Source organism: Polynucleobacter sp. UB-Raua-W9 (genome assembly GCF_018687435.1).
GTDB lineage: Bacteria > Pseudomonadota > Gammaproteobacteria > Burkholderiales > Burkholderiaceae > Polynucleobacter.
This window is the reverse complement of the sequence record NZ_CP061290.1, coordinates 947,712-973,430: the sequence shown is the minus strand read 5'-3', so window position 1 is coordinate 973,430 and position 25,719 is coordinate 947,712. Positions and strand designations below refer to the sequence as shown.

Genomic DNA, 25,719 nt, shown 5'->3' with positions numbered 1-25,719 from the left:
ACTGCCAAAATAGTGCTTTTGCAACGATATTGGCTCTAGGGTAGAAACTCTTCAACACCCTTATTTGCAAGCTGGTCTGCCAGCTCATTACCAGGGTGACCGTTATGACCTCTGACCCAATGCCAAGAAATATCGTGATCAGGCAGCAGGGCATCTAATTCTTGCCAAAGATCGGCATTTTTGACAGGGTCCTTGCTGGCAGTCTTCCAGCCCCGTTTTTTCCATCCCTCAAGCCATTCTGTGACCCCTTTTTGGACGTATTGAGAGTCGGTCCAAAGTTCGACTGTACTTCTTTGTTTTAGGGCGCGGAGGGCAAAAATCACGGCGCAAATTTCCATGCGGTTATTCGTGGTGAGTTGTTCCCCGCCATGGATGTGTTTTTCATGGCCGCCTGAGCGCAATACTGCACCCCAGCCACCGGGACCGGGATTGCCTTTGCAAGCGCCATCGGTATAGATCACGATATGTGGCGTAGGTGAGGTTGAATTAGTGTGCGACATTGCTTTAATTTACTGTGTCCTGAACTTCTTTAAGTTGACTACGCTCTACAGCAGGGGCAAGTTGTTGTATAGCAGGAATACGTACCGGTGAAATTTGCCCAATCAAACGGATGCCTTGCTGACGCTTGATGGCTGACACTAAGAAAACTGCACCAAATATTGGCCACCAGCGGTTACCCATGGATTCTAAGAAATCCATGCGGCCCATAGAGGAATGCCCTTGCAGGGGAAATTTATAGCAGCCAAAGTGACCGCGGTCTAAGGAAAAGTTTAGTAATTGCAACCAATCTTTAACGCGTATCAGGCTGATAAATTGACCGTCGCGAGGCAAATAAGGGTTGCCAATCAGCCTGCTGAGATATTGGCGTGCCCCCCATAAGCTTGCTGGATTAAAGCCGGAAATAATGAGGCGGCCCTCGGGACGTAAGACGCGATCAACCTCTCGCAAAATCTGGTGAGGATCAGTCGCAAATTCGAGAACATGGGGAAGCACCACTAAATCCAGACTTTCACTTGCAAATGGCAATTCAGAATAATTACCTTCAATCAGATGCCAATTAAAACGGGCTGCATATTCATGACTGTCGTTGGGGTGCATTAGGAGCGCTTGCAAAGGCATGCGATTCTCGGTCAAGGTATTCATTTGAGGCATGCCAATTTGAACCGCATGGAAGCCAAAGACATCGGCAACGATCTGGTCGCAGCATTTTTGCTCCCAGCCCAGCACATAGCGTCCTGGTGGGGATTGCAGCCATTTCTCCCATGAGCTCCATGGGGGTGCAGGCATCTGCGAGGGGATGGGTGGGGTTGGTATCATCGGTTTATGGATAAGAATACTTTATTGCAAGTTTGGCCTATTCCGGCCTTTGATGACAACTACATCTGGTGCATCCATGATGGTAGGTCGGCCTTAGTCGTTGATCCGGGTGATTTTGCCCCGGTAGAAGACTATCTTTTGCAAAACGACCTGGTGCTTACGGGCATCCTGATAACCCATCATCATGCCGACCACACTGGCGGAATACTCAAGCTATTGAATAGCTTTGGTAAGCATATTCCGGTTTATGGGCCAGCTGGCACTGATATTCCTGGGCGCACAGTAATCGCTAAGGAGGATGACAAGCTAGAAATCACGTTGCCCAGAATTAGCCTTAAGGTTATCGAGGTTCCAGGGCATACGCTGAGTCATATTGCCTACTTCGCCAATATGCAGGCCAATGTCGTGGAGCCGATGCTGTTTTGTGGTGATACCTTATTTGCATCTGGATGTGGTCGCTTGTTTGAAGGCACCCCAACACAGATGACGCAGTCATTAGCCAAGTTTGCAGCCTTACCTAAAAACACCTTGGTGTTTTGCACCCATGAATACACTTTATCCAATATTCGTTTTGCTTTAGCCGTGGAGCCGAATAATTTGAACTTGATTTCTTGGTCAGAAAAAGCTCAGGCACTCAGAGCGCAAAATCTTCCGACATTGCCAAGCACGATTGGGCAAGAGCTTCAGGTTAATCCCTTTATGCGCTGTGATCAGGCTGAAGTCATTGCAATGGCCAAGGAAGTTTCAGGTCAGCAAGAATTGCCAACGCCAGCCCATGTTTTAGCGGTAGTGAGGGCTTGGAAAGACCGATTCTGATGCGTTTGTATGCAGCGGCAATTCTGCTTGCCGTTTTTCTATCTGGTTGTGCTGGAACCGGTGATTGGTCATCTGATACCCCCACCAAGGCAAATCCGAAATCATCCAAGGCTGCGCGCGTCAATCTCAAGAGTCAATCGGTTAGCAAGGTTTATGCGCCATCCGATAACCTATGGTTACGGATTCGAGATGGATTCCAGATGGAGCCCATGAATACTCCCTTAGAAATTGAGCAGGTACGTTGGCTCAGTGCAAGGCCAGATTATGTAAATCGCTCTATGGCGCGCTCTTCACGATATATGTTTTACATCGTTCAAGAAGTCAATGCCCGCAACATGCCAACGGAGATTGCATTGCTACCATTTGTGGAAAGCGCTTTTGTTACTAATGCCAAGTCCAGTGCAAAGGCGGTGGGGTTATGGCAGTTCATGCCAGCGACGGGCAAAGACTTTCGTTTAACACAAAACGTTTTTAGGGATGAGCGGCGCGACGTAGTGCAATCTACGGATGCTGCCCTAGATTATCTGCAGCGTTTACATAATCAGTTTGGTAGTTGGGAGCTAGCATTGGCGGCATATAACTGGGGCGCTGGAAATATTTCTAGGGCGCAGAAACGCAACCAAGCCGCAGGCTTGTCTACGGATTACGAGAGCCTCACCATGCCAAGGGAAACTCGTAACTACGTACCCAAACTTATGGCTTATCGTCAAATCGTTCTTGACCCAGAAGCTTACGGAATTGTTTTACCAGAGCTTGAAAACCATCCATACTTTATAGCCTTGGATATTGATAGTGATATTGATGTGGCACTCGTGATTAAGCTTGCTGAAATTCCGACAGAAGAGTTTCACAATCTCAATCCTTCTTTTAACAAGCCAGTCATATTAAGCAATGCTAATCAACAGATCCTCTTGCCATTTGCCCATGCTGAGATCTTTCAAGCAAATCTCAAGGGTTACAACAAACCACTATCTTCTTGGACTGCAGTGAAGGTGGCAAAGACCGAAAATGTTGATCAAGTTGCTAAAACTTTGGGCGTAGATGTTGATACCTTAAGAACTGTGAATGGCATTCCTAGGGGCATGCGTATTAGGGCTGGCTCAACAGTGCTCATACCGAAAACCAGTCGAAGGCCCGGGGATGTTTCCACAGCAATGGCTGAAAACGCCAGCTTGAGCCTTGAGAAGCCTCCACCTCCAGCCTTAAAGTGTGCAAAGCCAGCTAAGGGTGGAAAAAATACTAAGTGCTCTAGCTCAAAAAGTGGATCTAAGGGTAATTCTTCTGCAAAAAATGCTGCATCTCAGCATAAATCCGCATCGACAGGCCTTGCAAAATCTGCGAAAAATGCTAGCTCAGCGACTTCTGCAAATAAGGGGGGCGCTAAAACACCGTAATTTCAGTAACTTTTTTATTAGGTTGACTATGTCCTATAAAGCCCATCATGAACGCTCAGTAAAAGATCCAGATGGTTTCTGGGGTGAGCAGGCAAAGTTAATTCATTGGGAAAAACCATTTAATCAGGTTCTAAATTACGATAACCCGCCATTTGCAAAATGGTTCCAAGGGGGTCTTACTAACCTTTGCTACAACGCAGTCGACCGTTATGCAAAAGATCAACCAGATCAAATTGCCCTGGTTGCGGTTTCCACTGAAACCAATTTAGAAAAAGCATATACATATCAAGAGCTCTACGAAGAAGTGAATCGTATGGCTGCTATTTACCAGGCGAACGGCATTCAAAAGGGTGATCGTGTCCTGATTTACATGCCAATGATTGCTGAGGCTTGCTTTGCAATGCTTGCTTGCGCTCGTATCGGTGCAATTCATTCGGTTGTGTTTGGCGGCTTTGCTTCCCATAGCCTGGCATCGCGCATTGATGATGCAAAACCTAAAATGATTGTGACTGCAGAGGCGGGCGCGCGTGGCGGTAAGGCCGTTCCTTACAAGCCCTTATTGGATGAAGCAATTAGTTTGGCCGGCTATAAGCCTGAAAAAGTATTGATTGTGAATCGCGGTTTAACGGAGTTCACTACTGTTGCAGGTCGAGACTTGGACTATGCGGCTGAGCGTCAAAAACACCTGAACGATATTGTTCCAATTGAATGGGTAGATGCAACCCATCCTTCATACATTCTGTATACCTCTGGTACTACTGGTAAGCCGAAGGGTGTCCAACGAGATACCGGAGGTTATGCGGTTGCTCTAGCTTCGTCCATGAAACATATTTTTACTGGTAAAGCTGGTGAAACTATGTTCTGTACTTCGGATATTGGTTGGGTAGTTGGTCATAGCTACATCATCTACGCACCATTGCTCAGCGGTATGGCTACGATTATGTATGAAGGCACACCATTACGCCCTGATGCAGGCATCTGGTGGGAATTGGTTGAGAAGTACAAAGTTTCAGTTATGTTCTCAGCGCCAACTGCCGTCCGCGTTCTCAAAAAACAAGATCCTGCTTTCTTAACCAAATACGATCTATCTTCATTGCGTGCATTATTCTTAGCAGGCGAGCCATTAGATGAGCCAACCGCAAGCTGGATTCATGATGCAATTCAGAAGCCGATTGTCGACAACTACTGGCAGACCGAAACTGGCTGGCCAATGCTGGCAATTCAGCGCGGCGTAGAGGTTATGCCGCATAAGTTTGGCTCACCTGGTGTGCCATCCTTTGGATACAACATGAAGTTGCTCGATGATGCTACTTCTGCAGAATTAGGTCCTGATCAAAAGGGTGTTATCGCCATTGAAGGTCCACTGCCTCCAGGTTGCATGCAAACCATTTGGGGTGATGACAAACGGTTTATCAGCACTTATTGGGAAACCATTCCTGGTAGATTGATTTACTCCACATTTGATTGGGGTATTAAAGACAAAGATGGGTACTTCTTCATCTTGGGTCGTACTGACGACGTCATCAATGTAGCTGGTCATCGCCTTGGAACTCGCGAAATTGAAGAAAGCATTTCTAGTCATCCCAATATTTCTGAAGTGGCTGTTGTGGGAATTGAAGACAAACTTAAAGGTCAGGCCGCCATTGCATTTGTAATACCTAAGGATGCCTCTAAAGCAGAAAATTTAGAAAAAGAGTGCATGAAGACAGTGGACTCCCAGTTGGGCGCAATTGCACGTCCCGGCCATGTTTATGTTGTGACGGCTTTGCCTAAGACTCGCTCTGGAAAAATTGTGCGGCGCGCATTGCAGGCTGTTGCAGAAGGCCGAGACCCAGGTGATATCAGCACTATGGAAGACCAGACTGTTTTGGCTCACATTAAGACCATTATTGAACAAGGTAAGCAAACCTAAGTCTGGATAGAAATCCTCCTCCGGCTAAGAGTCTGAGGAGGAAATCCCGCCTGGAGCGCCAATTGGCTGTTATTTAAGGGTTTACGAGCAAAACTGGTATCATTGCAAGGTTCGAAACTTAATAAATACCCTAGCGCTTAAAGACACTCACCTCCCGCATAAACAAGCCCCGGGTTGGTCTTTTTGGGGGTTTTGAGCGTCGGATGGAGCAGGGACTGGAGATGGTTTGTCACCCTTGCTTCCTTCTTTTCCTCCTGCCGTGTTGGCCCTAGCCGACGGCACTATATTTCCCGGTTTTAGTATTGGCGCCCAAGGCGAAACTACTGGCGAAGTTGTTTTCAATACCGCTTTAACTGGCTATCAAGAGATCATTACGGATCCTAGTTACTGCCGTCAAATTGTTACGCTTACTTATCCCCATATCGGCAACGTTGGCGTTAACGCTCAAGATGCAGAGTCTGATCAGATTCATGCCGCTGGTTTAGTAATTAAAGATTTACCCAAGCGTGTCTCCAGCTTTCGCTCAGAAGGAAGTCTTGATGCTTATCTGACTAAAGCGGGTGTCCTTGGCATTGCTGGAATTGATACCCGTAAGTTAACTCGCATCCTGCGCGACAAAGGGGCTCAATCCGGAGCAATCGTGGCTGGCAAATTGGGTGATAGCTCTGAAGCTTTGGGCAAGAAAGCCCTAGAACTTGCAAAAGCTTTTCCAGGTATGTCTGGCCTAGATTTAGCTAAAGTAGTTACTACGAAAAAATCTTATCCATGGCGTGAAGCAGAGTGGTTATTGCACGGTCCTGAAGACAAGCCTGCCTATAAAACCTTGGATATCAGCAAGCCGACTAAGAAAGTGGTCGCTTATGACTTCGGCGTAAAACATAATATTTTGCGAATGCTGACTGAGCGCGGTTGCGAGTTGACTGTGGTGCCAGCGCAAACCAGTGCCGCAGAAGTACTTGCCATGAATCCAGATGGTGTATTTTTTTCAAACGGCCCTGGAGACCCTGGTCCTTGCGATTACGCTATTGCGGCAGCAAAAGAAATCATTGAAAAGGGTATACCAACGTTTGGCATCTGCCTAGGCCATCAAATTATGGGTTTAGCAGCCGGAGCCAAAACTTTAAAGATGAAGTTTGGTCACCACGGTGCTAACCACCCAGTGAAAGATTTGGATACTGGTCGTGTAGCGATTACCTCGCAGAACCATGGCTTTGCAGTCGATGCAAACTCTTTGCCGGATAACATTCGCGTAACGCATGTTTCTTTATTTGACGGTTCCTTGCAAGGTCTTGCCTGGAAAGATAAGCCAGCTTTCTGTTTCCAGGGTCATCCAGAGGCCTCACCTGGGCCCCATGACATTGCCTATTTATTTGATCGTTTTGTGGAGCTCATGAATGCTGCCAGCCAGAAGGAGGGCAAATAATGCCTAAGCGTAGCGACATTAAGAGCATCCTGATTATTGGTGCAGGCCCCATTGTGATTGGTCAAGCCTGTGAGTTTGATTACTCTGGCGCACAAGCCTGTAAAGCTTTGCGTGATGAAGGCTATAAAGTCATTTTAGTAAACAGCAATCCAGCTACCATCATGACCGACCCTGAGATGGCGGATGTGACTTACATCGAGCCGATTACCTGGGAAGTAGTTGAGCGCATTATTGCCACTGAAAAACCTGACGCTATTTTGCCAACCATGGGCGGACAAACCGCTTTGAATTGCGCATTGGATCTTCATCGTCACGGTGTATTAGAAAAGTACGGGTGCGAATTGATTGGCGCCTCACCAGAAGCAATTGATAAAGCGGAAGATCGTCAGAAATTTAAAGAGGCGATGACCAAGATTGGCCTAGGCTCCGCCAAGTCTGGTATTGCTCATTCAATGGATCAGGCACTCGAAGTGCAGCAGCATATTCAGCGAGAGACCGGCAGCTCAGGCTTTCCTGTGGTTATCCGTCCTTCTTTCACCATGGGTGGATCAGGTGGTGGCATTGCTTACAACCGTGAAGAGTTTGAAGAGATTTGTAAACGCGGTCTTGATTTATCGCCAACGCGCGAACTCTTGATTGAAGAGTCTCTTTTGGGGTGGAAAGAATTTGAGATGGAGGTGGTGCGTGATCGGAACGATAACTGCATCATTGTTTGCTCAATCGAAAACTTGGATCCAATGGGTGTCCATACCGGTGATTCCATTACTGTTGCCCCAGCACAAACGCTGACCGATAAAGAGTATCAAATCATGCGGAATGCATCGATTGCCGTTCTGCGTGAGATCGGTGTAGACACCGGTGGATCAAACGTGCAGTTCTCGATCAATCCCGTTGATGGCCGCATGATTGTCATTGAGATGAATCCGCGGGTATCTCGCTCATCGGCATTGGCTTCTAAAGCAACGGGTTTCCCGATTGCCAAAATTGCAGCCAAGTTAGCGGTTGGCTATACCTTAGATGAGCTGAAGAACGATATTACTGGCGGTGCTACACCGGCATCATTCGAGCCTTCGATTGACTATGTTGTCACAAAAATTCCACGCTTTGCTTTTGAGAAATTCCCGCAAGCAGATTCACGTTTGACAACTCAAATGAAATCGGTTGGTGAAGTAATGGCGATTGGTCGCACTTTCCAGGAGTCTTTCCAAAAAGCACTGCGAGGTCTAGAGGTTGGAGTTGATGGCTTGGATGAAGTATCTACCGATCTTGACGACATCATTAATGAAATCAATGAGCCGGGCCCTGATCGTATTTGGTATCTAGCAGATGCTTTCCGAATGGGTATGGGCTTAGATGAGATTTATGCTGAAACTAAAGTTGACCCATGGTTCTTGGAGCAAATTGAAGAGCTCATCACCATTGAAGCTGAACTGAAGCAACGCAAGATTGATAGCCTTTCAGCAGCTGAGCTGCGTGCCGTTAAGCAAAAAGGTTTTTCTGATCGTCGCTTGGCCAAATTACTGGGTGTTGATGCCTCATCAGTACGTGCAGTACGTCACCGGCTCAAAGTGCTTCCTGTCTACAAGCGTGTTGATACTTGCGCAGCTGAGTTCTCTACTAATACTGCCTATTTGTATTCCACCTATGAAGCAGAGCATGGCGAATGCGAATCCAATCCAAGCAATAGAGACAAGATCATGGTCTTAGGTGGTGGCCCTAACCGTATTGGCCAAGGTATTGAGTTTGACTACTGCTGCGTTCATGCTGCTTTAGCAATGCGTGAGGATGGCTATGAAACCATCATGGTTAACTGCAATCCAGAAACGGTCTCGACTGACTACGATACATCTGACCGTTTGTACTTTGAGCCACTCACTCTTGAAGATGTCTTAGAAATTGTTGCCAAAGAGAAGCCAAAAGGTGTAATCGTTCAATACGGCGGTCAAACCCCTTTGAAACTTGCCTTGGATCTTGAGCGTAATGGCGTGCCGATTATTGGCACATCACCAGACATGATTGATGCTGCTGAAGATCGAGAGCGCTTCCAAAAACTTCTGCAAGATCTAGGTTTGCGTCAGCCGCCTAATCGGACTGCGCGTGCTGAGGATGAGGCTTTAAAGCTTGCTGAAGAAATTGGCTATCCATTGGTAGTACGTCCTTCCTACGTGCTTGGTGGCCGCGCAATGGAAATTGTTCATGATGGCCGTGATTTAGAGCGCTATATGCGTGAGGCCGTGAAGGTATCTCATGATTCACCAGTGTTGCTAGATCGCTTCCTCAATGATGCGATTGAGTGTGATGTTGACTGTATCAGCGATGGCACTAAAGTCTTTATTGGTGGAGTGATGGAGCATATTGAACAGGCCGGCGTCCACTCGGGTGACTCAGCGTGCTCATTGCCACCATATTCTTTATCTGATTCAACCGTTGAAGAAATTAAACGTCAAACTGCAGCGATGGCTAAAGGCCTCAATGTGATTGGCTTGATGAACGTACAGTTTGCGATTCAGAATGTTGATGGCAAAGATGTCATCTTTGTATTGGAAGTGAATCCGCGTGCTTCACGTACTGTTCCATTTGTATCAAAAGCCACTGGTCTACAGTTGGCCAAGATTGCTGCACGCTGTATGGTTGGCCAAACATTGGAGCAGCAGGGTATCAAGGCAGAGGTAAAGCCACCTTACTTCTCTGTTAAAGAAGCTGTATTCCCGTTTAATAAGTTCCCGGGCATTGATCCAATCCTTGGGCCTGAGATGCGCTCGACCGGTGAAGTGATGGGTGTAGGCAAAACCTTTGGCGAAGCCTTATTTAAATCTCAACTGGGCGCAGGCATTAAATTGCCTAAGAGTGGCACTGTGCTGTTGACGGTTAAAGATAGCGACAAGCCTAAAGCCATTGAGGTCGCTAAGCTTCTCCATCAATTGGGCTTCCCAATGGTTGCTACTAAAGGGACCGCTGCTGCAATTGAGGCAGCAGGCTTGCCGGTGCGTGTGGTCAATAAGGTCAAAGATGGTCGTCCGCATATCGTGGATTTCATCAAGAATGGTGAGATTTCCTTGGTCTTCACAACTGTCGATGAGACCCGTACTGCCATTGCTGACTCTAGATCTATCCGAACTACAGCTCAAGCAAATGGGATGACTTACTATACGACCATCAGTGCTGCCCGTGCGGTAATGGATGGCTTATTAGCCTCCCAAAACGGCAGTAAAGAGTCTCTAGAGGTTTATTCCTTGCAAGACTTACATCGGAAGCTCATTTAATCTAAAATTAAGTTTTGTACGCGCAATCGAGCGCAAGAATTTAAGTTAGGTTGGCAGTATGAGCACAATTCCAATTACCAAGCGCGGTGCAGAACTCCTCAAAGAAGAGCTGCATCGCCTCAAGCATGTTGAGCGTCCATCAGTTATTAACGCTATTTCTGAAGCGCGTGCGCAAGGCGATCTCTCTGAGAACGCTGAGTACGATGCTGCTAAAGAAAAACAAGGTTTTATTGAAGGGCGTATTCAGGAGCTAGAAGGCAAGTTATCCGCTGCCCAAATTATTGACCCTGCTTCACTAGATGTTTCTGGCCGTATTGTTTTTGGCGCCACTGTTGATCTTGAGGATCTCGAAGACGGCACCAAATTTACCTATCAGATCGTGGGCGATGATGAAGCAGATATTGCATTAAATAAAATCTCCATTAGCTCTCCAATTGCCCGCGCATTAATTGGCAAAGAAGAAGGCGATGTCGTTGCTGTCCAAGCTCCAGGCGGTAATCGTGAAGTTGAGATTTTGGCAGTTCGCTATATCTAAGATAACTTCGATGCACGCTGGCGCACAACGCCTTTTTATATTGATAGCCGGTGTTTGGGTTGGCAGCATCCTTGCTGTAGGTTATCTAGTTGCTCCAACCATTTTTAGCACCCTCACTGATCGTCAAGTGGCTGGCATGGTAGCTGGTAGTATTTTTAAAGCTGAGGCATACCTTAGTGCGACTGTATGCATTGTGCTCATGGTTCTTGCAAACCTTCTCGTTACACGCGGTCTTGGACACTACAAAACGATTCGCTTGATCTTATTGGGAATGTTACTTTGCTCAGTGGCTGCTGTATTTGTATTCATCCCTTGGATGAATACACTCCGAGACCAGGCATTGTTACATGGCATGCCAGTGATGCTATCCCCATCTGCCGACCTATTTGGCAAGCTTCATGGTGCATCTAGCATCGTGTTTACCATTCAAAGCGCGCTGGGTATTTATTTGGTTTGGCGCCTGACAAAACCAGTTTAGTACCAAGCCCTGGACAATAGAAAAACGCCGACTAGCGGCGTTCTTCGAGTTAATGTAATCTATTAAGATCCGAGCGATTTTTTCTTATTACTGCTCATGCGAACCTTACGCTTCTTGATGGGAGCAGGGGCAGCAGCAGCCTTACGGTAACCTGGTGATGACCAACCAATTTTGGACTCAGCAGCTTCAGAGCGAAGAACACGTTTCTTAGGTGTGGCGGATTTTACGGCTGCAGCGCGTGCGAATGGTGCTGCATTCGAAGCAGAGCGACGATCTGATCTTTCTGAAGTGCTGGTACGTACACCAGATTTTGCGGGTGCGCGGTTCGGCTGGCGTTTAGTGCGCGGTGCTTGCAGTGACTTTTTCGTTTGCTTGGATGATCTACTGAGATTCGAGAATGCCTCATCAACTACATCTTTTGGCTTCCACAGAACAAGTAGCTTGCCAATGTGTTGAACTGGTGCTGCGTCGAGTTTGTCGCAGAGCTCTTCATAAATTGCAACCCGGGCTTCACGATCATCTCCAAAGACCCGAATCTTAATAAGCCCGTGGTGATTGATCGCGAGCTTAGCTTCTTTAATAACCGCCGGTGTTAATCCATCTCCGCCAACCATGACAACAGGGCTGAGATCGTGGGCATCGGCTTTAAGGGATTTGCGTTGAGCGGGGGTAAGAGTTAGAGCAGTCATGGCCTCGATGATAGAGCATCGAGCACTTAAAAAGCCTCTTTAGACAGGATATGACACTTTTTAGAGCGATTCCTTTTGCTTTAGGGGTGTAAAACTAGGAAAATGTGAGGTGAAAGTGGGTAAGTTGTGGCAAAGAATAAATTTAATAAAAGTTGGTTGCAGGATCATCTAACCGATCCCTATGTGAAGATGGCTCAGAAAGAGGGCTATCGTGCTAGAGCGGTTTACAAGCTTAGTGAAATTGACGAGCAAGATCACCTCATACAAGCAGGCATGACTATTGTCGACCTTGGAAGCGCCCCTGGGAGCTGGTCTCAATACGCGCGTAATCGCTTAACCGAACTTGGTAAAAGTAACCCCAAGATCGAGTCTGGTAAACCAGATGGCCTAATCATCGCTATTGATATTTTGCCGATGGAAGATATCGCTGATGTCTCCTTTATCCAAGCTGACTTTCGTGAAGAAGAAGGTCTTCAGGCGCTTGAAGCTTTACTGCCCAAAAATGCCGAAGGAAAGGTCGATCTCGTTTTATCCGATATGGCGCCAAACCTTTCTGGTGTGGGTGTTGCAGATGCTGCCCGCATGGCCTTTTTGGCAGAAATTGCACTCGACTTTGCGGTAGATCACCTTAAGCCTGAGGGCGCTTTATTGATTAAATGCTTTAACGGTAGTGGTTATAGCCAGATTGTCGAATCCTTTAAAAAGGTCTTCAAAACGGTTGCTTCTCGAAAGCCCAAGGCCTCTCGGGCCAGATCTTCTGAGATTTTCCTTTTGGGTAGAAACTTAAAACCACCCAAATAGAGTCTCCAAGATGGCTGAATCACCGCAATAACCCCCTGTAATACATGGGTTTATTAAATAAATATGCCATTAGCCCTTGAAAAAGGGTGGTAGTAGAATCAAATACTTAGAAAGCAAGTGGCTTTAACTCCTGGATAGATCCAGTAAAGGAATCAATTTGAACAGCAATATGTTCCAAAAAATCGGCGTGTGGCTCATCGTGGGCTTGGTACTTTTTACTGTTTTCAAACAGTTTGACAAGCCCAAGGAGCAGACACAAGTCACGTACTCCCAATTCATGGATGACGCTAAAGCGGGAAAAGTGAAGCGCGTTGACGTGCAAGGTCGTACCTTACAAGTCACTCCTGCTGATGGCAATAAGTATTCCATCATCTCTCCAGGAGATATCTGGATGGTTGGCGACTTAATGAAATATGGCGTGCAGGTCACTGGCAAGGCGGACGATGAGCCGAATATGTTGGTATCTGCCTTGTACTATCTCGGACCTACTTTATTAATTATTGGTTTTTGGTTCTTCATGATGCGTCAAATGCAAGGTGGCGGAAAAGGCGGGGCATTCTCCTTTGGTAAATCGAAGGCTCGCCTCATTGACGAAAATAGCAATACAGTTACTTTTGCTGATGTTGCTGGTTGTGATGAAGCTAAAGAAGAAGTCTATGAGCTGGTTGATTTCTTAAAAGATCCACAAAAGTTTCAAAAGCTTGGCGGCCGTATTCCGCATGGTGTTTTGCTTGTGGGTCCTCCTGGCACTGGTAAAACCTTGTTGGCACGCGCCATTGCTGGCGAAGCCAAGGTTCCTTTCTTTTCTATCTCTGGCTCTGATTTTGTAGAGATGTTTGTTGGTGTTGGTGCATCCCGTGTACGCGATATGTTTGAGAACGCCAAGAAAAATTCACCATGCATTATTTTTATTGATGAGATCGATGCTGTCGGTCGTCATCGTGGTGCAGGTATGGGTGGCGGTAATGATGAGCGCGAACAAACCCTGAACCAAATGCTGGTTGAGATGGACGGTTTTGAAAGCAATAGCGGTGTCATCGTTGTAGCCGCTACCAACCGTTCCGATGTATTGGATAAAGCTTTATTACGCCCAGGTCGCTTCGACCGTCAAGTCCATGTAGGCTTGCCTGACATTCGTGGTCGTGAGCAAATCTTGCAAGTCCATATGCGTAAAGTTCCAATCGATCCCGATGTCAATGCTGCAGTATTAGCGCGTGGCACTCCGGGTTTCTCTGGTGCGGACTTAGCCAACCTAGTAAACGAAGCTGCACTATTTGCTGCGCGTCGCAATAAGCGCTCGGTAGATATGAAAGACTTTGAGGACGCTAAAGACAAGATTTATATGGGTCCTGAACGCAAGTCTGCGGTGATGCGCGAAGAAGAGCGTCGCAATACTGCCTATCACGAGTCTGGTCATGCAGTAGTTGCTAAAAGCCTACCCAAAGCCGATCCAGTGCATAAAGTCACCATCATGCCGCGTGGCATGGCCTTGGGTGTGACATGGCAGCTTCCAGAATTTGATCGAGTGAATCTGTACAAAGATCGCATGATGGAAGAGTTGGCGATTTTGTTTGGCGGCCGTGCTGCTGAAGAGTTATTTTTGAACTCCATGAGTACTGGCGCTTCAAATGACTTTGAACGTGCGACTAAAATGGCGCGCGATATGGTGACGCGTTACGGCATGAGCGATAGCCTGGGCACCATGGTTTATGTTGATACAGAATCTGAAAGTATCTTTGGTCGCAACAGCACCAAGACTGTTTCTGAATTGACCCAGCAAAAGGTGGACTTTGAGATTCGCACCCTGATTGATAGTCAATACAATCTAGCGAGATCCATCCTAGAGCAAAATCGCGATAAGGTAGAGGCGATGGTTGCTGCACTCCTCGAATGGGAAACTATTGATGCAGAGCAAATTAATGACATCATGGAAGGTCGCCCGCCAAGAGTTCCTAAGCCACCCCCTGCAACGCAGTTTGGAAACTCTGCTGGTTCGCCAGGACCAGCGGCTGGTAGCGCTCCAGCGACAGCTTAATCTCCAACTATCTTGATGGATAGTCAAGGCATACAAGAGCTGCCCACAACTTGGCGTTGTGGGCGTTTTCTTTTTGACTTCAATAAACGTCAGCGGCCTATTGTGATGGGCATTCTTAACGCCACTCCAGACTCATTTTCGGATGGCGGCAAATTTAGAACGCCGCAGGACGCTATTGCTCATGCAGAGTTGATGATCGCGAGTGGTGTTGATTTAATTGATATTGGTGGTGAATCTACCCGCCCTGGTGCTGAACCTATAGAGCTCCAAGAAGAGCTTGATCGCGTGTTGCCAGTGATTGAGGCTTTGAAGGATTGCGGTACGCCGCTATCGATTGACACCTATAAAGCGGAAACGATGCGCCAAGCATTAAGGTCGGGCGTGGATTGCGTCAATGATATCTGGGCGCTTAGACAAGAGGGTGCGCTTGATGCGGTATCCGAAAATAATCACTGCGGAATTGTTTTAATGCATATGCAACGTGATCCATTAACGATGCAATTTAAACCTGAATACCAAGATGTTATTGCTGAGGTGATATTGTTTTTGGAAGAGCGCGCAGAGCTGCTGACAACCAAAGGGATTGATACAAACAGAATAGCTATCGACCCAGGCTTTGGTTTTGGCAAAAGCCTTGTGCACAACCTCGATATGCTCAAGAATTTTCAGCAATTCTCCAAGCTGACTTATCCAGTCTTAGCCGGTATTTCCCGTAAATCGATGATCGGCAAAATCACTGGTAAAGACACTAACGACCGAGTAAGCCCAAGTATTGCTGCTGCCATCATGGCGGCTGATCGTGGTGCCAAGATCGTCAGAGTTCATGATGTACCCGAAACGGTTGATGCTTTAAAGCTTTGGGAAGCCGTAAATAGCTAGGGTATTAGATTTAAGTCTCTCAGTTTTATAATGAACCATATGAAAAAACAATACTTTGGTACTGATGGCATACGTGGTGAAGTGGGGCAATTTCCGATTGTTCCAGAATTTATGACTCGCCTTGGATATGCCGCAGGTAAAGTGCTATCCAAACACGCAAAACCTAGCCAACGTTGCAAAGTATTAATAGGAAAAGATACGCGTATCTCAGGCTATTTGCTGGAGGCTGCGCTCGAGGCAGGTTTTGCTGCTGCAGGCGTTGATGTCATGCTTTGTGGTCCAATGCCAACCCCGGGAGTAGCTTACCTGACTAAAGCCTTGCGTTTATCAGCAGGCGTGGTGATTTCTGCATCGCACAATCCATATCAAGATAATGGCATTAAGTTTTTCTCAGCAAATGGCGACAAACTGGATGATGACTTTGAGTTTGCGATTGAAGCAGAGCTTGCGCATCCGATGGGTTGCGTTAGCGCTCAAGAATTAGGAAAAGCATTTCGATTAGAAGATGCTGCAGGCCGCTATATTGAGTTTTGCAAATCAACATTCCCAGGGGAGTTAAATCTGAAGGGAATAAAGCTCGTGGTAGATTGCGCTAATGGTGCTGCTTACCATACTGCGCCTCACGTATTTCATGAACTCGGTGCAGAAGTCATTTCGATTGGCGTTCATCCAGACGGTAAAAATATTAATGATGGCTGCGGAGCTACATCACCCGCAGCTTTGATTGCCAAAGTTAAAGCAGAAAAAGCTGATCTCGGTATAGCCTTGGATGGAGATGCTGACCGCCTGCAGATGGTGGACTCGTCTGGAAGATTGTTTAATGGTGATGAGTTGCTATATGTATTAGCCAAGGATAGGCTTGATCGTGGGCAAAAGATTGGCGGGGCAGTAGGCACCCTGATGACCAATCTAGCAATTGAGAATGCAATCAAAGGTCTTGGCATTGGGTTTGAACGCGCAAATGTTGGCGATCGTTATGTATTAGAGCTTTTAAAACAAAAAGGTTGGATTATTGGTGGAGAAGGTTCTGGCCACTTACTATGCTTGGATCAGCACTCCACAGGCGATGGCACGATTGCAGCCCTACAAGTGCTCGCGGCAATGAGTCAGAATCAGAAGAGTCTTGCTGAACTGCTAGAGGCAGTCAACATTTTTCCGCAGGTTCTCCTGAATGTGAAATTCAAACCCGGGTATCAATGGCAGTCAGACGAGATGCTTCAGCAGCAGATCTCTAAAGTAGAGGCAAATCTTCGGGATTCTGGCAGGGTACTGATTCGTGCATCTGGTACCGAACCAGTACTCAGAGTAATGGTAGAAACTAAAGACGGCGAAGTAGCGATGAAGGCTGCAAAGAGTATTGCTGATTTAGTGCCTGTTGCTTAGTTTTACTCAACTACCTGCTTGTTCTTTTCTAAGAAGGACTTATGTTTCTTCTTCATCTTTTTTTGCGTTAAGTGCTGCCAAATCAATCTCTTTTTGGCTTGAGTTTGCTTTGTGCTAGCAAAGTCGATAGGTAGACTTTTGCTTTGCTCATCATCGTGTTCTGTGCTCATGCAGACCTCGAGAACCTTGTTAACTGGTTACCTATGGGCTGTTAGAGCAAACTGTCCGTAACCAGTAACGGCAGAATTGCACCTCATATCCCATAAGTAGGCCTTAGTCTACATTCCGAATATGACATTCTTTCATCATGGTTATAGCTTTCATAAGCTTAAATGAGGGCTTATATGACAGAGAAGGAATGTAATAAAACTGCAATATTTCTGTCATGTGGCGCTCAAAGGTCAATAGATTCGATAGTGCAATCTATTGCTAGGCAAATTCAAAAAAGCTACCTAGAATTCCAGATAACGATACCTAAGACTGGTGTGTACGCAGATGAGTGCTAAAACGTTATTCTTATTGCGCCACGCTAAGGCTATTACTGGCGGGCTATTGGTGCCCGACCAGGATAGGCCTTTATCTGAACGCGGGCTTAAAGATGCGAATAAGTTAGGTACGAAGCTTCATAAAAAAGAAATTCACCTCGACTTAATTGTTACTAGTCCTGCAGTAAGAGCAATTACTACAGCGCAAATCATTGCAAATAAATTAGATATGAAGCATACCAATTTTTTAATTGACCCAATGGTTTATGGGGCAGAAATAAGTGCGTTACTTGAATTAATTTCTGGCGTTGCAAAAAGATATGATGTTGTAATGATCGTGGGTCACAATCCTAGCCTTACAGACTTAGCATCCCATGTTGCTGGTGAGCCCATCGCAATGTCTACTTGTGCCCTCATGAAGGCTTCTTTTGACTTTAAGGATTGGGGAAAAGTGTTGACCGAAAAGTCTAGTAAGTGTTCTTTCTTAAACTAGCAAGGAAGACTAATCTCTTGGGGCAACCATATTCTCTCTAATTAAGATGGGCTTGAAACTAAAGGGCTGCAGAGCAGATGGGTTCACCTGGATTTCAACTGCCTGGACATGTTCTGCGCCCATGACTTGTAATCGCAAGACATTTTCGAGGGTGTACTTTTGATTGTTTGTTTTTAATGGTTGATCAATGATCAGGCGATGGCTATCACCATGTACCAACAATACGGGCTTCTTAAATGCTTGCGCATGCATACTAAAGGCCTGCAATGTATCCCGATACCCGCTTGTTAAATCGGTCGTTTGATTTGGACTGTAAAACATATCGGCTTGGTAAGAAAAAACAATGCCTGCGTAATGCTTGCGATTAGCTAGATCAAATGCTTTTTCAATCCAGCTTAAATTAGCCTGATTTCGGGCATAGTATTCTTGTTTAGCGCTTTCATCACGCTCAAAATTATTATTCGATCCGGGAATATGTAAGTTCACAAAAAGGAAATGATTTTTCACCCACATTGAGTTTTCTACATACTTACTGAATTGGGGATCAAGATCTGCCTGTCTCATCAGTTGTAGCCGCTTTTTTCCTAAACTCATTTCCGAATCAAAGAACGCTTTGCGAACATTGTGAAGACGCTCTATTGGGTCGTAAGCGCCTGCGAGAGGTCTGTGGCAGTCAGTCCATTCGTTATCACCAATGCTGTATATCACTGGTGAAGAATATTGATCAAAATACTTTTTAATAATCAGGTTGTATTCATCACTACAGGGGCTTGAGCCTGATTTTGTATCGCCGATGAAGATCGAAAAGCTAGGGTTTATTTTATTGATTTCAGCGATCAATCTTTCGTAGCGGACATAATCATCTGGAATGTTGTACGGCATATCGCCAAGGGCGACGAACTTAAATGGCTGTGAAAATGCTGCACTTGTGCAAGCAATTAGTGCAGCAAAAAGGAAAGACTTTAAGAATCGCATGCTCATTTGTATGATTTTGGATTTTTATTCAATGCAATAACTTCAATCTCTCCAAATATATAGGATTCGGAGCTAATTTCTATCCACCCTAAATCATGGAAGACGTCAGCATAATTTTTGGAGTATTTTTTGGAGCTCTCGTAAAAGATGTCTGTCAATTCATCTTGCTCATCTTCTTCTACGGTATCGGAAAAGTAAATCACTTTCTCTCCACCATACGTTTCGCCCATGGTTCCACCGGGTATGTCCTGAATGCAAATTCCAATATCGGGATCATAGGCCTTTGTAAACGTAGGTTTGATATCAGTTAAAACAGATCCGAGCTTCCATACCATTCCGCACTTAATTTCTTTATTGCCGCATTGAAAAACATGACGCTCTGTAATGGAGCCAATTTCTAGAGGAATGATTTGATAGTCCATGGCAAACTCCAATAGGATTAAATAGAATTGTTAAAAATAGTGTGCATGAAAATTATGACTGGTAAATTAAAAACGCCACGTAACACCTACTTCACTTCGTGTTGCGTTTGCTTCCTTGCTACCTAGAGTGGCGCTATAAGATAGCCCTGTTCTCATATAAGACAGGCCTATATCAATATTGGCGTTTACCGAGTAAATACCAGCTACTAGAGCATAGTGACTAATGGTTTGCTCAGTTGCGGGTGGATTTGTAGAGGCACCAAGATCTAAGGCGAGCTTAATCTGTTCTGATACATTCAAAACAGGCGCGATAGATACTAAAAAAATGTTTGTGCGATTGATCTCATCTGTTTGCCCGATACTATAGTTCGTGTTGTAAGGGGATCGCATATAGGATGCGTTTATATGAACTTCAAGGCCCTGCCAATACTTCGAAGCGATGAGATTAAGGCCGTAATTGGTTGCAGCCAATCCCAGGCCGTTCACTTGTTGTTGCTTTCCGGCCGGCAGCACCACTGTTGGCTTTATTGCTAGTGCGTAACCATTACTCTGATCTTCATAAAAGCGCCATTTTGCCCCCAATACATAGTTAGCAAATTTAGAGTAATTTCCGCTAGGCTGGTTGTAATAAGTGCTTGAAAAGGATGCCTCTACGCTATCACTAAGTCCTCGGGTGTATGTAAAAGGGTAGGCCTTGGCATCAGTTCGTCCAGAGTATTCTTCCCCTGGCGTGATCAAGTCAGTTGATTGTGAGCCGCCACCATTGCGATTAATGGAAATGAAGTATTGCTCAATTTGATTTCGTCCGGCTCCCACTGTACCGGCATCATCTGTATTTAATGGCTCAAATCCTAATGCCAAGCTTGGCAATAGCAGTGCACCGAATAAAAGCCATTTCATGAAGATCTTTTGAGATTTTCTTAAGTATTAACATCTCTGTTTATCGGAGTCTTGTTACAAAATGGTGTCATTTCTTATTCAATCAACCAAGTCCTATCTTAAGTTATTGATTTGTTTGATTAAAATTCCTATAGGTACAGCCTGTCATCAAAGCGTCATAGTCCAATCGTATTGTTGGTAACTCGCAATGTTGCGTTCTTTCTACATTAGGACTAATCACATGAAATCTTTTTTGAAAAAAGCGCTAGTTATTAGTGCTATTTCACTAGCTCCAGCTGCTTTTGCTGTTGACATGACGGGTGCAGGTGCAACATTCCCATACCCAATCTACGCAAAATGGGCTGAAGCCTTCAAAGCTAAAACTGGCTCCAATTTGAACTATCAATCTATTGGTTCATCTGGCGGTATTAAGCAAATTAAAGCAAAAACTGTTGATTTCGGTGCTACTGATAATCCAGTTAAATTTGATGAATTAGAAAAAGACGGCATGGTTCAGTTTCCAGCCATCATCGGTGGTGTGGTTCCTGTGATTAACGTTGACGGTGTTAAGCCAGGCGAGATCAAGTTAGACGGCCCAACATTGGCTGATATTTTCCAAGGCATCATTTCTGACTGGGGTGATAAGCGCATTGCAATCATGAACCCTGGCGTGAAGATTCCTAGCGGTCCAATCACTGTAGTAACCCGTGCTGACGGTTCAGGCACAACTGCTATCTTTACTGATTATTTAGCAAAGACAAGTACTCTCTTTAAAGATGCTGTAGGCTCTGGTGCTAACGTCAAGTGGCCTGCTGCTTCGACTGTTGGCGGCAAAGGTAACGAAGGTGTTGCTGCAAACGTAACGCGTGTGAAAAACTCTATTGGTTATGTAGAGTATGCATACGCCAAGAAAAATAAAATGACTTTCATCTCTTTGAAAAACAAAGATGGTAATTTTGTTGCTCCTGATGACTTAACTTTTTCTGCTGCTGCAGCTGGCACAGATTGGTCTAAGATCCCAGGAATGGGCACTTTCATTACCAATGCTTCTGGTGCTAAATCATGGCCAATCACTGGTGCTTCTTTCATCTTGCTTTACAAGAATCCAGAGAACAAAGCAAATGCTGCTGAAGTGATCAAGTTCTTCGACTTTGCTTTCAAAGATGGCAAGAAGATGGCAGAAGAGTTGGATTACGTTCCAATGCCTGATGCAACAACTGATTTCATTCGTAAGAACGTGTTCACAAAGGTTGTGACTAAGTAAGGTTTGATGGTTATCTTCTTAATCATTGATTAATGAACAGCTCCACACCACTGTGGGGCTGTTTCAATATTTAAATAAGCCAATACAATGGATACTCTTCAGTCTCACTCGGCACCTACGCCCCAAGCCTTGCGGATCGCTAAATTACAGCGAATCCAAGACTTTTTGTTTCATGGCATTACCCAATTCTTTGCGCTGTCAGTGTTAATTGCTTTGATGGGTATTTTGATCTCCTTGATCATGAATGCATGGCCAGCTTTACACACTTTCGGACCTGGTTTCTTTTTCTCCCAAGAATGGGATGTCGTGAATGGTGAATTTGGTGGACTCATTGCTATTTATGGAACAGTCGTTACCTCCGTCATTGCACTGCTGATCGCCGTGCCTTTAAGTTTTGGGATCGCCGTTTTCTTGACTGAGCTCTGCCCAGGTCCATTGCGTAGACCGCTAGGTACTGCAGTTGAGCTATTGGCAGCAGTTCCCTCCATCATCTACGGGATGTTTGGTTTGTTTATTTTTGCGCCGCTATTTGCTGAGTACGTGCAACCTGTTTTAGCTGGCACATTAGGTCAGGTTCCTGGATTTGGCATTCTCTTCTCTGGCGCCTTCAATGGCATTGGTATTCTTTGCGCAGGCTTGATTCTGGCGATGATGATTCTGCCGTTCATTGCCTCTGTTATGCGCGATGTATTTGAAATTGTTCCACCAGTGCTCAAAGAATCTGCTTACGGTATTGGTTGTACTACTTGGGAAGTTGTGAAAAATGTAGTTCTTCCGTATACCAAAGCCGGTGTTATTGGTGGCGTAATGTTGGGATTGGGTAGGGCGCTTGGTGAAACCATGGCTGTAACCTTTGTAATCGGTAATGCGCACCGTTTATCAGCTTCTTTATTTTCTCCAGGCACTTCGATTGCTTCAACGCTTGCGAATGAATTTGGCGAGGCTGAAGCAGGCAATCATTTATCTTCTTTGTTTGCCTTAGGTTTGGCACTGTTCATTATTACCTTCGTTGTTTTGGCATGCGCCAAGTGGATGCTAAACAATATGGAGAAGAAGCAGGGATTGAAAACATGAACAATACCTCTAATATTGATAAAAATATTTTCGCCAAAAGAAAGCGTGCCAACAAGATTGGCCTATCCTTATCGATGGGAGCCATGCTCTTAGGCATGATCTTTTTGTTCTGGATTTTGAGTGTGCTTATGTTTAAAGGTTTCTCAGCAATTAGCTTAGATCTTTTTACACACAGTACTCCAGCGCCAGGCTCTGATGGTGGTGGACTGGCTAATGCAATTGTTGGTAGCCTCCTATTGATTGGAACTTGTACCTTCATCAGTACGCCCATTGGTGTTCTGGCAGGTCTCTATCTTTCAGAATATGGCGACCGTAGTCGAGTTGCCGCAATTACACGATTTGTTACTGACATTATGTTGTCAGCACCCTCAATTGTGATTGGCTTATTCGTTTACGCTTTTATCGTGGCGCAGGCAAGACACTTTTCTGGCTGGGCTGGTACTGTGGCGCTAGCCTTGATTGCGATACCTGTTGTAGTTCGCACTACAGAGAATATGTTGCGCTTAGTGCCTGGCAGCTTGCGTGAGGCTGCCTATGCATTAGGCACTCCAAAATGGAAAGTGGCATTCAAGATCACTTTGCGTGCAGCACAAAGTGGTGTAATGACAGGTATCTTATTGGCTCTAGCACGCGTGAGCGGTGAAACTGCACCATTATTATTTACAGCGTTAAATAATCAGTTTTTCTCAACCAATATGAATGCACCGATGGCTAATTTGCCCGTGGTCATTTTCCAATTCGCTATGAGCCCTTATGACAACTGGGTTGAGTTAGCGTGGGGTGGCGCGTTACTAATTACATTTGCCGTACTCGGCTTAAATATTTTGGCGCGAGTCGTATTCCGTGAGAAGGTCCAGGGATGATGAGCAATATGAAATCAATGTTTGACTTAAATAAGATAGATAGTCAAGGGGGTAAAGTGGAAACAACAAATCAACATTCAGAGCAGGCGGCTGTCAATGCGCTTGAAGTTAGAAACCTCAATTTCTACTATGGTTCATTTCAGGGTCTAAAAGACATCAACCTAGATATTGAGCAAGGCAAGGTCACTGCATTTATCGGCCCTTCAGGTTGCGGTAAATCTACCTTGTTGCGCACCTTAAATCGCATGTACGACCTTTATCCAGGGCAGCGTGCTGAGGGTGAAATCAATTTCTACGGTCAAAACATTCTTGAGCCTGGCCAGGATTTAAACTTACTACGCTCACGTATTGGTATGGTTTTCCAAAAACCAACACCATTTCCAATGTCTATTTATGAAAACATTGCATTTGGTGTGCGTCTATACGAAAAACTATCACGCTCTGAAATGGACGAGCGTGTAGAGTGGGCACTCAATAAAGCTGCCCTATGGACAGAAGCTAAGGACAAGTTAAATCAGAGTGGTTTATCTCTCTCGGGTGGTCAGCAACAACGCCTCTGTATCGCTCGCGGTGTTGCGGTGAAGCCATCTGTGATTTTGCTAGATGAGCCAACGTCTGCTTTGGATCCGATTTCTACCGGAAAAATTGAAGAACTGATCAATGAACTCAAGCATGAGTACACTATTGCGATTGTTACCCACAATATGCAGCAAGCTGCTCGTGTATCGGATTACACTGCTTATATGTATCTTGGCAGTTTGGTGGAGTATGGTAAAACAGATGAAATCTTTATCAAGCCTAAGCGCAAAGAAACAGAAGACTATATTACCGGTCGCTTCGGTTAATTGGAGACATTAAATGCCAGATAAACACTTATCATCACAATTCGATGCTGACTTAAATTCACTCTCAAGTCGTTTGCTTGAGATGGGTGGCTTAGTTGAATCACAGATCTCGACTGCAATGCGTGCATTCACGCAAATGGATATTGATACCTGCAATGTTGTGATCGAGAATGAAAAGCTTGTTAATGATCTCGAAATTCAAATCGACTTAGCTTGTACTGAAGTAATTGCAAGACGTCAACCTACTGCTCGCGACTTACGTTTGGTAATGGCTGTATCAAAAGCGATTACGAATCTTGAGCGGGCAGGTGATGAGGCAGAGCGCGTTGCAAAACGTACCAAGCGTCTTATTGAAGGCGGTGCTCCACACAACATCAACGTTGCTGAGATTCGTCTTTCTGGTCAAATGGCCATTAATTTATTGCGTCGCAGTCTTGATGCCTTTGCAAGATTGGATACTACTGCTGCTGCTGAAGTTGTCGCTGAAGATCGTCAGATTGACGAGGAGTTCAGAGGCTTTGTTCGCAAGCTCATTACTTATATGTCTGAAGATCCACATACTATTAGCACTGGCTTAGATATGCTAACTATTGCCAAGGCAATTGAGCGTATTGGTGATCATGCGAAGAACATTGCTGAGTTTGTAATTTACGTTGCAAAAGGTGCCGATGTTCGTCATATTCCGCATGAAGATTTGGTACGCGAAGCCAATAAAGATTAACTCGAGTTACCTACATGACTCACCGCATACTAATCGTTGAAGATGAGCCATCAATTGCAGAGTTAATCGCAATTAATTTATCTCATGCTGGTTATGAAGTAGAGAAAGCAATGCAAACCGATCTTGCTCTTGCAATGATGAAAGATCGTTTGCCTAGCATGGTTATCCTGGATTGGATGCTTCCTGGTAAGTCAGGCGTGCAATTTGCCAAAGAATTGCGCGCCAACGACCGAACTCGGGGTCTGCCTATTTTGATGCTAACGGCCAAGAGTGAAGAGGCTGATAAGGTTTTAGGCTTAGATTCTGGTGCTGATGACTATGTGACTAAGCCTTTCTCTCCTAAGGAATTAATTGCAAGGGTGAGGGCTTTATTGCGAAGGCAGACGCCTATTGAGGATACTGGCCCCCTTACCATTGGCCCCCTTAAGCTTGATCCCAGCTCCCATAGAGTGTTAGCCATTTGGCCAGATTCTGAACCTAAACCGATTTCACTGGGTCCAACTGAGTACAGGCTGCTTCAATTCTTCATGGCCAATCCAGAGCGCGTCCATTCACGCACAAATTTGCTCGACAAGGTCTGGGGTAATGAGGTTTACATTGAAGAGAGAACTGTTGACGTACATATTAAGCGCCTGAGGGCTGCATTGACCCCGGTGGACTGCGATCATTTTATTGAGACGGTTAGGGGTAGCGGTTACCGTATAACGAAAACTCCAACTGAGACCTAGGTTGGTCCTGCAGCCTTTTGGGGCTATTTCTGACAGTTTCTAGAG

General features: G+C 45.4%; 25 protein-coding genes. 18 read left to right on the top strand and 7 right to left on the bottom strand.

Going from position 1 to position 25,719, the window contains the following annotated elements; genetic code table 11:
* Positions 1–35: 35 nt before the first annotated feature.
* Both rnhA and AOC07_RS05045 read right to left on the bottom strand, forming a co-directional pair.
* The gene (gene rnhA / locus AOC07_RS05050; protein ID WP_215356893.1) at positions 36–500 is read right to left on the bottom strand and encodes a ribonuclease HI; all 465 of its coding nucleotides are present in this window, start codon (positions 498–500) and stop codon (positions 36–38) included.
* A gap of 4 nt (positions 501–504) precedes the next feature.
* The gene (locus tag AOC07_RS05045; protein ID WP_251371632.1) at positions 505–1,287 is read right to left on the bottom strand and encodes a class I SAM-dependent methyltransferase; all 783 of its coding nucleotides are present in this window, start codon (positions 1,285–1,287) and stop codon (positions 505–507) included.
* 36 nt (positions 1,288–1,323) lie between these two features.
* On the opposite strand from AOC07_RS05045, the gene gloB reads away from it, so the two are divergent.
* From gloB to AOC07_RS05010, 7 genes are all read left to right on the top strand, one after another.
* Positions 1,324–2,133 carry a hydroxyacylglutathione hydrolase gene (gloB, locus tag AOC07_RS05040; RefSeq protein WP_215356889.1) on the top strand — a complete coding sequence of 270 codons (810 nt, stop codon included), beginning with the start codon at positions 1,324–1,326 and terminating at the stop codon, positions 2,131–2,133.
* Positions 2,115–3,527, top strand: a complete 1,413-nt coding sequence (locus AOC07_RS05035) for a transglycosylase SLT domain-containing protein (protein WP_251371630.1) — start codon at positions 2,115–2,117, stop codon at positions 3,525–3,527. The genes gloB and AOC07_RS05035 overlap by 19 nt, the downstream gene beginning before the upstream one ends.
* A 28-nt stretch (positions 3,528–3,555) precedes the next feature.
* Positions 3,556–5,439: a propionate--CoA ligase gene (locus AOC07_RS05030; protein ID WP_215356887.1), complete on the top strand. Its 1,884-nt coding sequence runs from the start codon at positions 3,556–3,558 to the stop codon at positions 5,437–5,439.
* Between the two features lie 235 nt (positions 5,440–5,674).
* Positions 5,675–6,862 carry a glutamine-hydrolyzing carbamoyl-phosphate synthase small subunit gene (gene carA, locus AOC07_RS05025; protein WP_215356885.1) on the top strand — a complete coding sequence of 396 codons (1,188 nt, stop codon included), beginning with the start codon at positions 5,675–5,677 and terminating at the stop codon, positions 6,860–6,862.
* Positions 6,862–10,125 (top strand): carbamoyl-phosphate synthase large subunit, encoded by a 3,264-nt coding sequence (gene carB, locus AOC07_RS05020; RefSeq protein WP_215356883.1) that lies wholly within the window; start codon positions 6,862–6,864, stop codon positions 10,123–10,125. The genes carA and carB overlap by 1 nt, the downstream gene beginning before the upstream one ends.
* A 58-nt stretch (positions 10,126–10,183) precedes the next feature.
* On the top strand, positions 10,184–10,660 hold the full coding sequence (greA, locus tag AOC07_RS05015; protein ID WP_215291969.1) for a transcription elongation factor GreA: 477 nt from the start codon (positions 10,184–10,186) through the stop codon (positions 10,658–10,660).
* 10 nt (positions 10,661–10,670) lie between these two features.
* The gene (locus tag AOC07_RS05010; protein ID WP_215356881.1) at positions 10,671–11,138 is read left to right on the top strand and encodes a DUF4149 domain-containing protein; all 468 of its coding nucleotides are present in this window, start codon (positions 10,671–10,673) and stop codon (positions 11,136–11,138) included.
* Between the two features lie 62 nt (positions 11,139–11,200).
* On the opposite strand, the gene AOC07_RS05005 is transcribed toward AOC07_RS05010, so the two are convergent.
* The gene (locus AOC07_RS05005) at positions 11,201–11,827 is read right to left on the bottom strand and encodes a YhbY family RNA-binding protein (RefSeq protein WP_215291967.1); all 627 of its coding nucleotides are present in this window, start codon (positions 11,825–11,827) and stop codon (positions 11,201–11,203) included.
* A gap of 126 nt (positions 11,828–11,953) precedes the next feature.
* On the opposite strand from AOC07_RS05005, the gene AOC07_RS05000 reads away from it, so the two are divergent.
* From AOC07_RS05000 to glmM, 4 genes are all read left to right on the top strand, one after another.
* Complete coding sequence (locus tag AOC07_RS05000; protein WP_215356879.1) at positions 11,954–12,628, top strand: RlmE family RNA methyltransferase; 675 nt, start codon at positions 11,954–11,956, stop codon at positions 12,626–12,628.
* A 157-nt stretch (positions 12,629–12,785) separates the two neighbouring features.
* Positions 12,786–14,663: an ATP-dependent zinc metalloprotease FtsH gene (gene ftsH / locus AOC07_RS04995; RefSeq protein ID WP_215356877.1), complete on the top strand. Its 1,878-nt coding sequence runs from the start codon at positions 12,786–12,788 to the stop codon at positions 14,661–14,663.
* A 15-nt stretch (positions 14,664–14,678) separates the two neighbouring features.
* The gene (gene folP / locus AOC07_RS04990; RefSeq protein WP_215356875.1) at positions 14,679–15,542 is read left to right on the top strand and encodes a dihydropteroate synthase; all 864 of its coding nucleotides are present in this window, start codon (positions 14,679–14,681) and stop codon (positions 15,540–15,542) included.
* Positions 15,543–15,581: 39 nt separating this feature from the next.
* Positions 15,582–16,925, top strand: a complete 1,344-nt coding sequence (glmM, locus tag AOC07_RS04985) for a phosphoglucosamine mutase (protein ID WP_215356872.1) — start codon at positions 15,582–15,584, stop codon at positions 16,923–16,925.
* 2 nt (positions 16,926–16,927) lie between these two features.
* Here glmM and AOC07_RS04980 read toward each other — a convergent pair whose 3' ends face one another.
* Positions 16,928–17,095, bottom strand: coding sequence for a hypothetical protein (locus tag AOC07_RS04980; RefSeq protein WP_215356869.1), 168 nt, complete (start codon positions 17,093–17,095; stop codon positions 16,928–16,930).
* A gap of 325 nt (positions 17,096–17,420) precedes the next feature.
* On the opposite strand from AOC07_RS04980, the gene AOC07_RS04975 reads away from it, so the two are divergent.
* A complete protein-coding gene (locus AOC07_RS04975) occupies positions 17,421–17,903 on the top strand; it encodes a histidine phosphatase family protein (protein ID WP_215291961.1) in 483 nt (160 codons plus the stop codon).
* Positions 17,904–17,912: 9 nt separating this feature from the next.
* On the opposite strand, the gene AOC07_RS04970 is transcribed toward AOC07_RS04975, so the two are convergent.
* The 3 genes from AOC07_RS04970 to AOC07_RS04960 all read right to left on the bottom strand — a co-directional run bounded on the left by AOC07_RS04970 (position 17,913) and on the right by AOC07_RS04960 (position 20,200).
* Entirely contained in the window at positions 17,913–18,884 is a 972-nt protein-coding gene (locus AOC07_RS04970) for a hypothetical protein (RefSeq protein ID WP_215356867.1), read from the bottom strand.
* On the bottom strand, positions 18,881–19,300 hold the full coding sequence (locus tag AOC07_RS04965; protein ID WP_215291958.1) for a hypothetical protein: 420 nt from the start codon (positions 19,298–19,300) through the stop codon (positions 18,881–18,883). The genes AOC07_RS04970 and AOC07_RS04965 overlap by 4 nt, the downstream gene beginning before the upstream one ends.
* A 66-nt stretch (positions 19,301–19,366) precedes the next feature.
* Positions 19,367–20,200 carry a hypothetical protein gene (locus AOC07_RS04960; RefSeq protein WP_215356865.1) on the bottom strand — a complete coding sequence of 278 codons (834 nt, stop codon included), beginning with the start codon at positions 20,198–20,200 and terminating at the stop codon, positions 19,367–19,369.
* 220 nt (positions 20,201–20,420) lie between these two features.
* Between AOC07_RS04960 and pstS the strand changes: the two genes are divergently transcribed.
* The 6 genes from pstS to phoB all read left to right on the top strand — a co-directional run bounded on the left by pstS (position 20,421) and on the right by phoB (position 25,674).
* Entirely contained in the window at positions 20,421–21,443 is a 1,023-nt protein-coding gene (pstS, locus tag AOC07_RS04955) for a phosphate ABC transporter substrate-binding protein PstS (RefSeq protein WP_215291956.1), read from the top strand.
* 87 nt (positions 21,444–21,530) lie between these two features.
* Entirely contained in the window at positions 21,531–22,517 is a 987-nt protein-coding gene (gene pstC / locus AOC07_RS04950) for a phosphate ABC transporter permease subunit PstC (protein WP_215291955.1), read from the top strand.
* Positions 22,514–23,380, top strand: coding sequence for a phosphate ABC transporter permease PstA (pstA, locus tag AOC07_RS04945; protein WP_215356863.1), 867 nt, complete (start codon positions 22,514–22,516; stop codon positions 23,378–23,380). Before pstC ends, pstA begins: the two co-directional genes overlap by 4 nt.
* Positions 23,381–23,436: 56 nt before the next feature.
* Positions 23,437–24,225 carry a phosphate ABC transporter ATP-binding protein PstB gene (pstB, locus tag AOC07_RS04940; protein ID WP_215291953.1) on the top strand — a complete coding sequence of 263 codons (789 nt, stop codon included), beginning with the start codon at positions 23,437–23,439 and terminating at the stop codon, positions 24,223–24,225.
* Positions 24,226–24,238: 13 nt separating this feature from the next.
* Positions 24,239–24,946, top strand: coding sequence for a phosphate signaling complex protein PhoU (phoU, locus tag AOC07_RS04935; RefSeq protein ID WP_215291951.1), 708 nt, complete (start codon positions 24,239–24,241; stop codon positions 24,944–24,946).
* 14 nt (positions 24,947–24,960) lie between these two features.
* The gene (phoB, locus tag AOC07_RS04930) at positions 24,961–25,674 is read left to right on the top strand and encodes a phosphate regulon transcriptional regulator PhoB (protein ID WP_215356861.1); all 714 of its coding nucleotides are present in this window, start codon (positions 24,961–24,963) and stop codon (positions 25,672–25,674) included.
* The last annotated feature ends 45 nt before the right edge of the window (positions 25,675–25,719 follow it).

Excerpts from the sequence above, each read along its gene's own strand:
- rnhA (WP_215356893.1), bottom strand. The coding sequence starts at position 500 with ATGTCGCACACTAATTCAACCTCACCTACGCCACATATCGTGATCTAT.
- AOC07_RS05045 (WP_251371632.1), bottom strand. The coding sequence starts at position 1,287 with ATGCCTGCACCCCCATGGAGCTCATGGGAGAAATGGCTGCAATCCCCA.
- gloB (WP_215356889.1), top strand. The coding sequence starts at position 1,324 with ATGGATAAGAATACTTTATTGCAAGTTTGGCCTATTCCGGCCTTTGAT.
- AOC07_RS05030 (WP_215356887.1), top strand. The coding sequence starts at position 3,556 with ATGTCCTATAAAGCCCATCATGAACGCTCAGTAAAAGATCCAGATGGT.
- carB (WP_215356883.1), top strand. The coding sequence starts at position 6,862 with ATGCCTAAGCGTAGCGACATTAAGAGCATCCTGATTATTGGTGCAGGC.
- greA (WP_215291969.1), top strand. The coding sequence starts at position 10,184 with ATGAGCACAATTCCAATTACCAAGCGCGGTGCAGAACTCCTCAAAGAA.
- AOC07_RS05010 (WP_215356881.1), top strand. The coding sequence starts at position 10,671 with ATGCACGCTGGCGCACAACGCCTTTTTATATTGATAGCCGGTGTTTGG.
- AOC07_RS05005 (WP_215291967.1), bottom strand. The coding sequence starts at position 11,827 with ATGACTGCTCTAACTCTTACCCCCGCTCAACGCAAATCCCTTAAAGCC.
- folP (WP_215356875.1), top strand. The coding sequence starts at position 14,679 with ATGGATAGTCAAGGCATACAAGAGCTGCCCACAACTTGGCGTTGTGGG.
- glmM (WP_215356872.1), top strand. The coding sequence starts at position 15,582 with ATGAAAAAACAATACTTTGGTACTGATGGCATACGTGGTGAAGTGGGG.
- AOC07_RS04980 (WP_215356869.1), bottom strand. The coding sequence starts at position 17,095 with ATGAGCACAGAACACGATGATGAGCAAAGCAAAAGTCTACCTATCGAC.
- AOC07_RS04975 (WP_215291961.1), top strand. The coding sequence starts at position 17,421 with ATGAGTGCTAAAACGTTATTCTTATTGCGCCACGCTAAGGCTATTACT.
- AOC07_RS04970 (WP_215356867.1), bottom strand. The coding sequence starts at position 18,884 with ATGAGCATGCGATTCTTAAAGTCTTTCCTTTTTGCTGCACTAATTGCT.
- AOC07_RS04965 (WP_215291958.1), bottom strand. The coding sequence starts at position 19,300 with ATGGACTATCAAATCATTCCTCTAGAAATTGGCTCCATTACAGAGCGT.
- AOC07_RS04960 (WP_215356865.1), bottom strand. The coding sequence starts at position 20,200 with ATGAAATGGCTTTTATTCGGTGCACTGCTATTGCCAAGCTTGGCATTA.
- pstS (WP_215291956.1), top strand. The coding sequence starts at position 20,421 with ATGAAATCTTTTTTGAAAAAAGCGCTAGTTATTAGTGCTATTTCACTA.
- pstC (WP_215291955.1), top strand. The coding sequence starts at position 21,531 with ATGGATACTCTTCAGTCTCACTCGGCACCTACGCCCCAAGCCTTGCGG.
- pstA (WP_215356863.1), top strand. The coding sequence starts at position 22,514 with ATGAACAATACCTCTAATATTGATAAAAATATTTTCGCCAAAAGAAAG.
- phoU (WP_215291951.1), top strand. The coding sequence starts at position 24,239 with ATGCCAGATAAACACTTATCATCACAATTCGATGCTGACTTAAATTCA.
- phoB (WP_215356861.1), top strand. The coding sequence starts at position 24,961 with ATGACTCACCGCATACTAATCGTTGAAGATGAGCCATCAATTGCAGAG.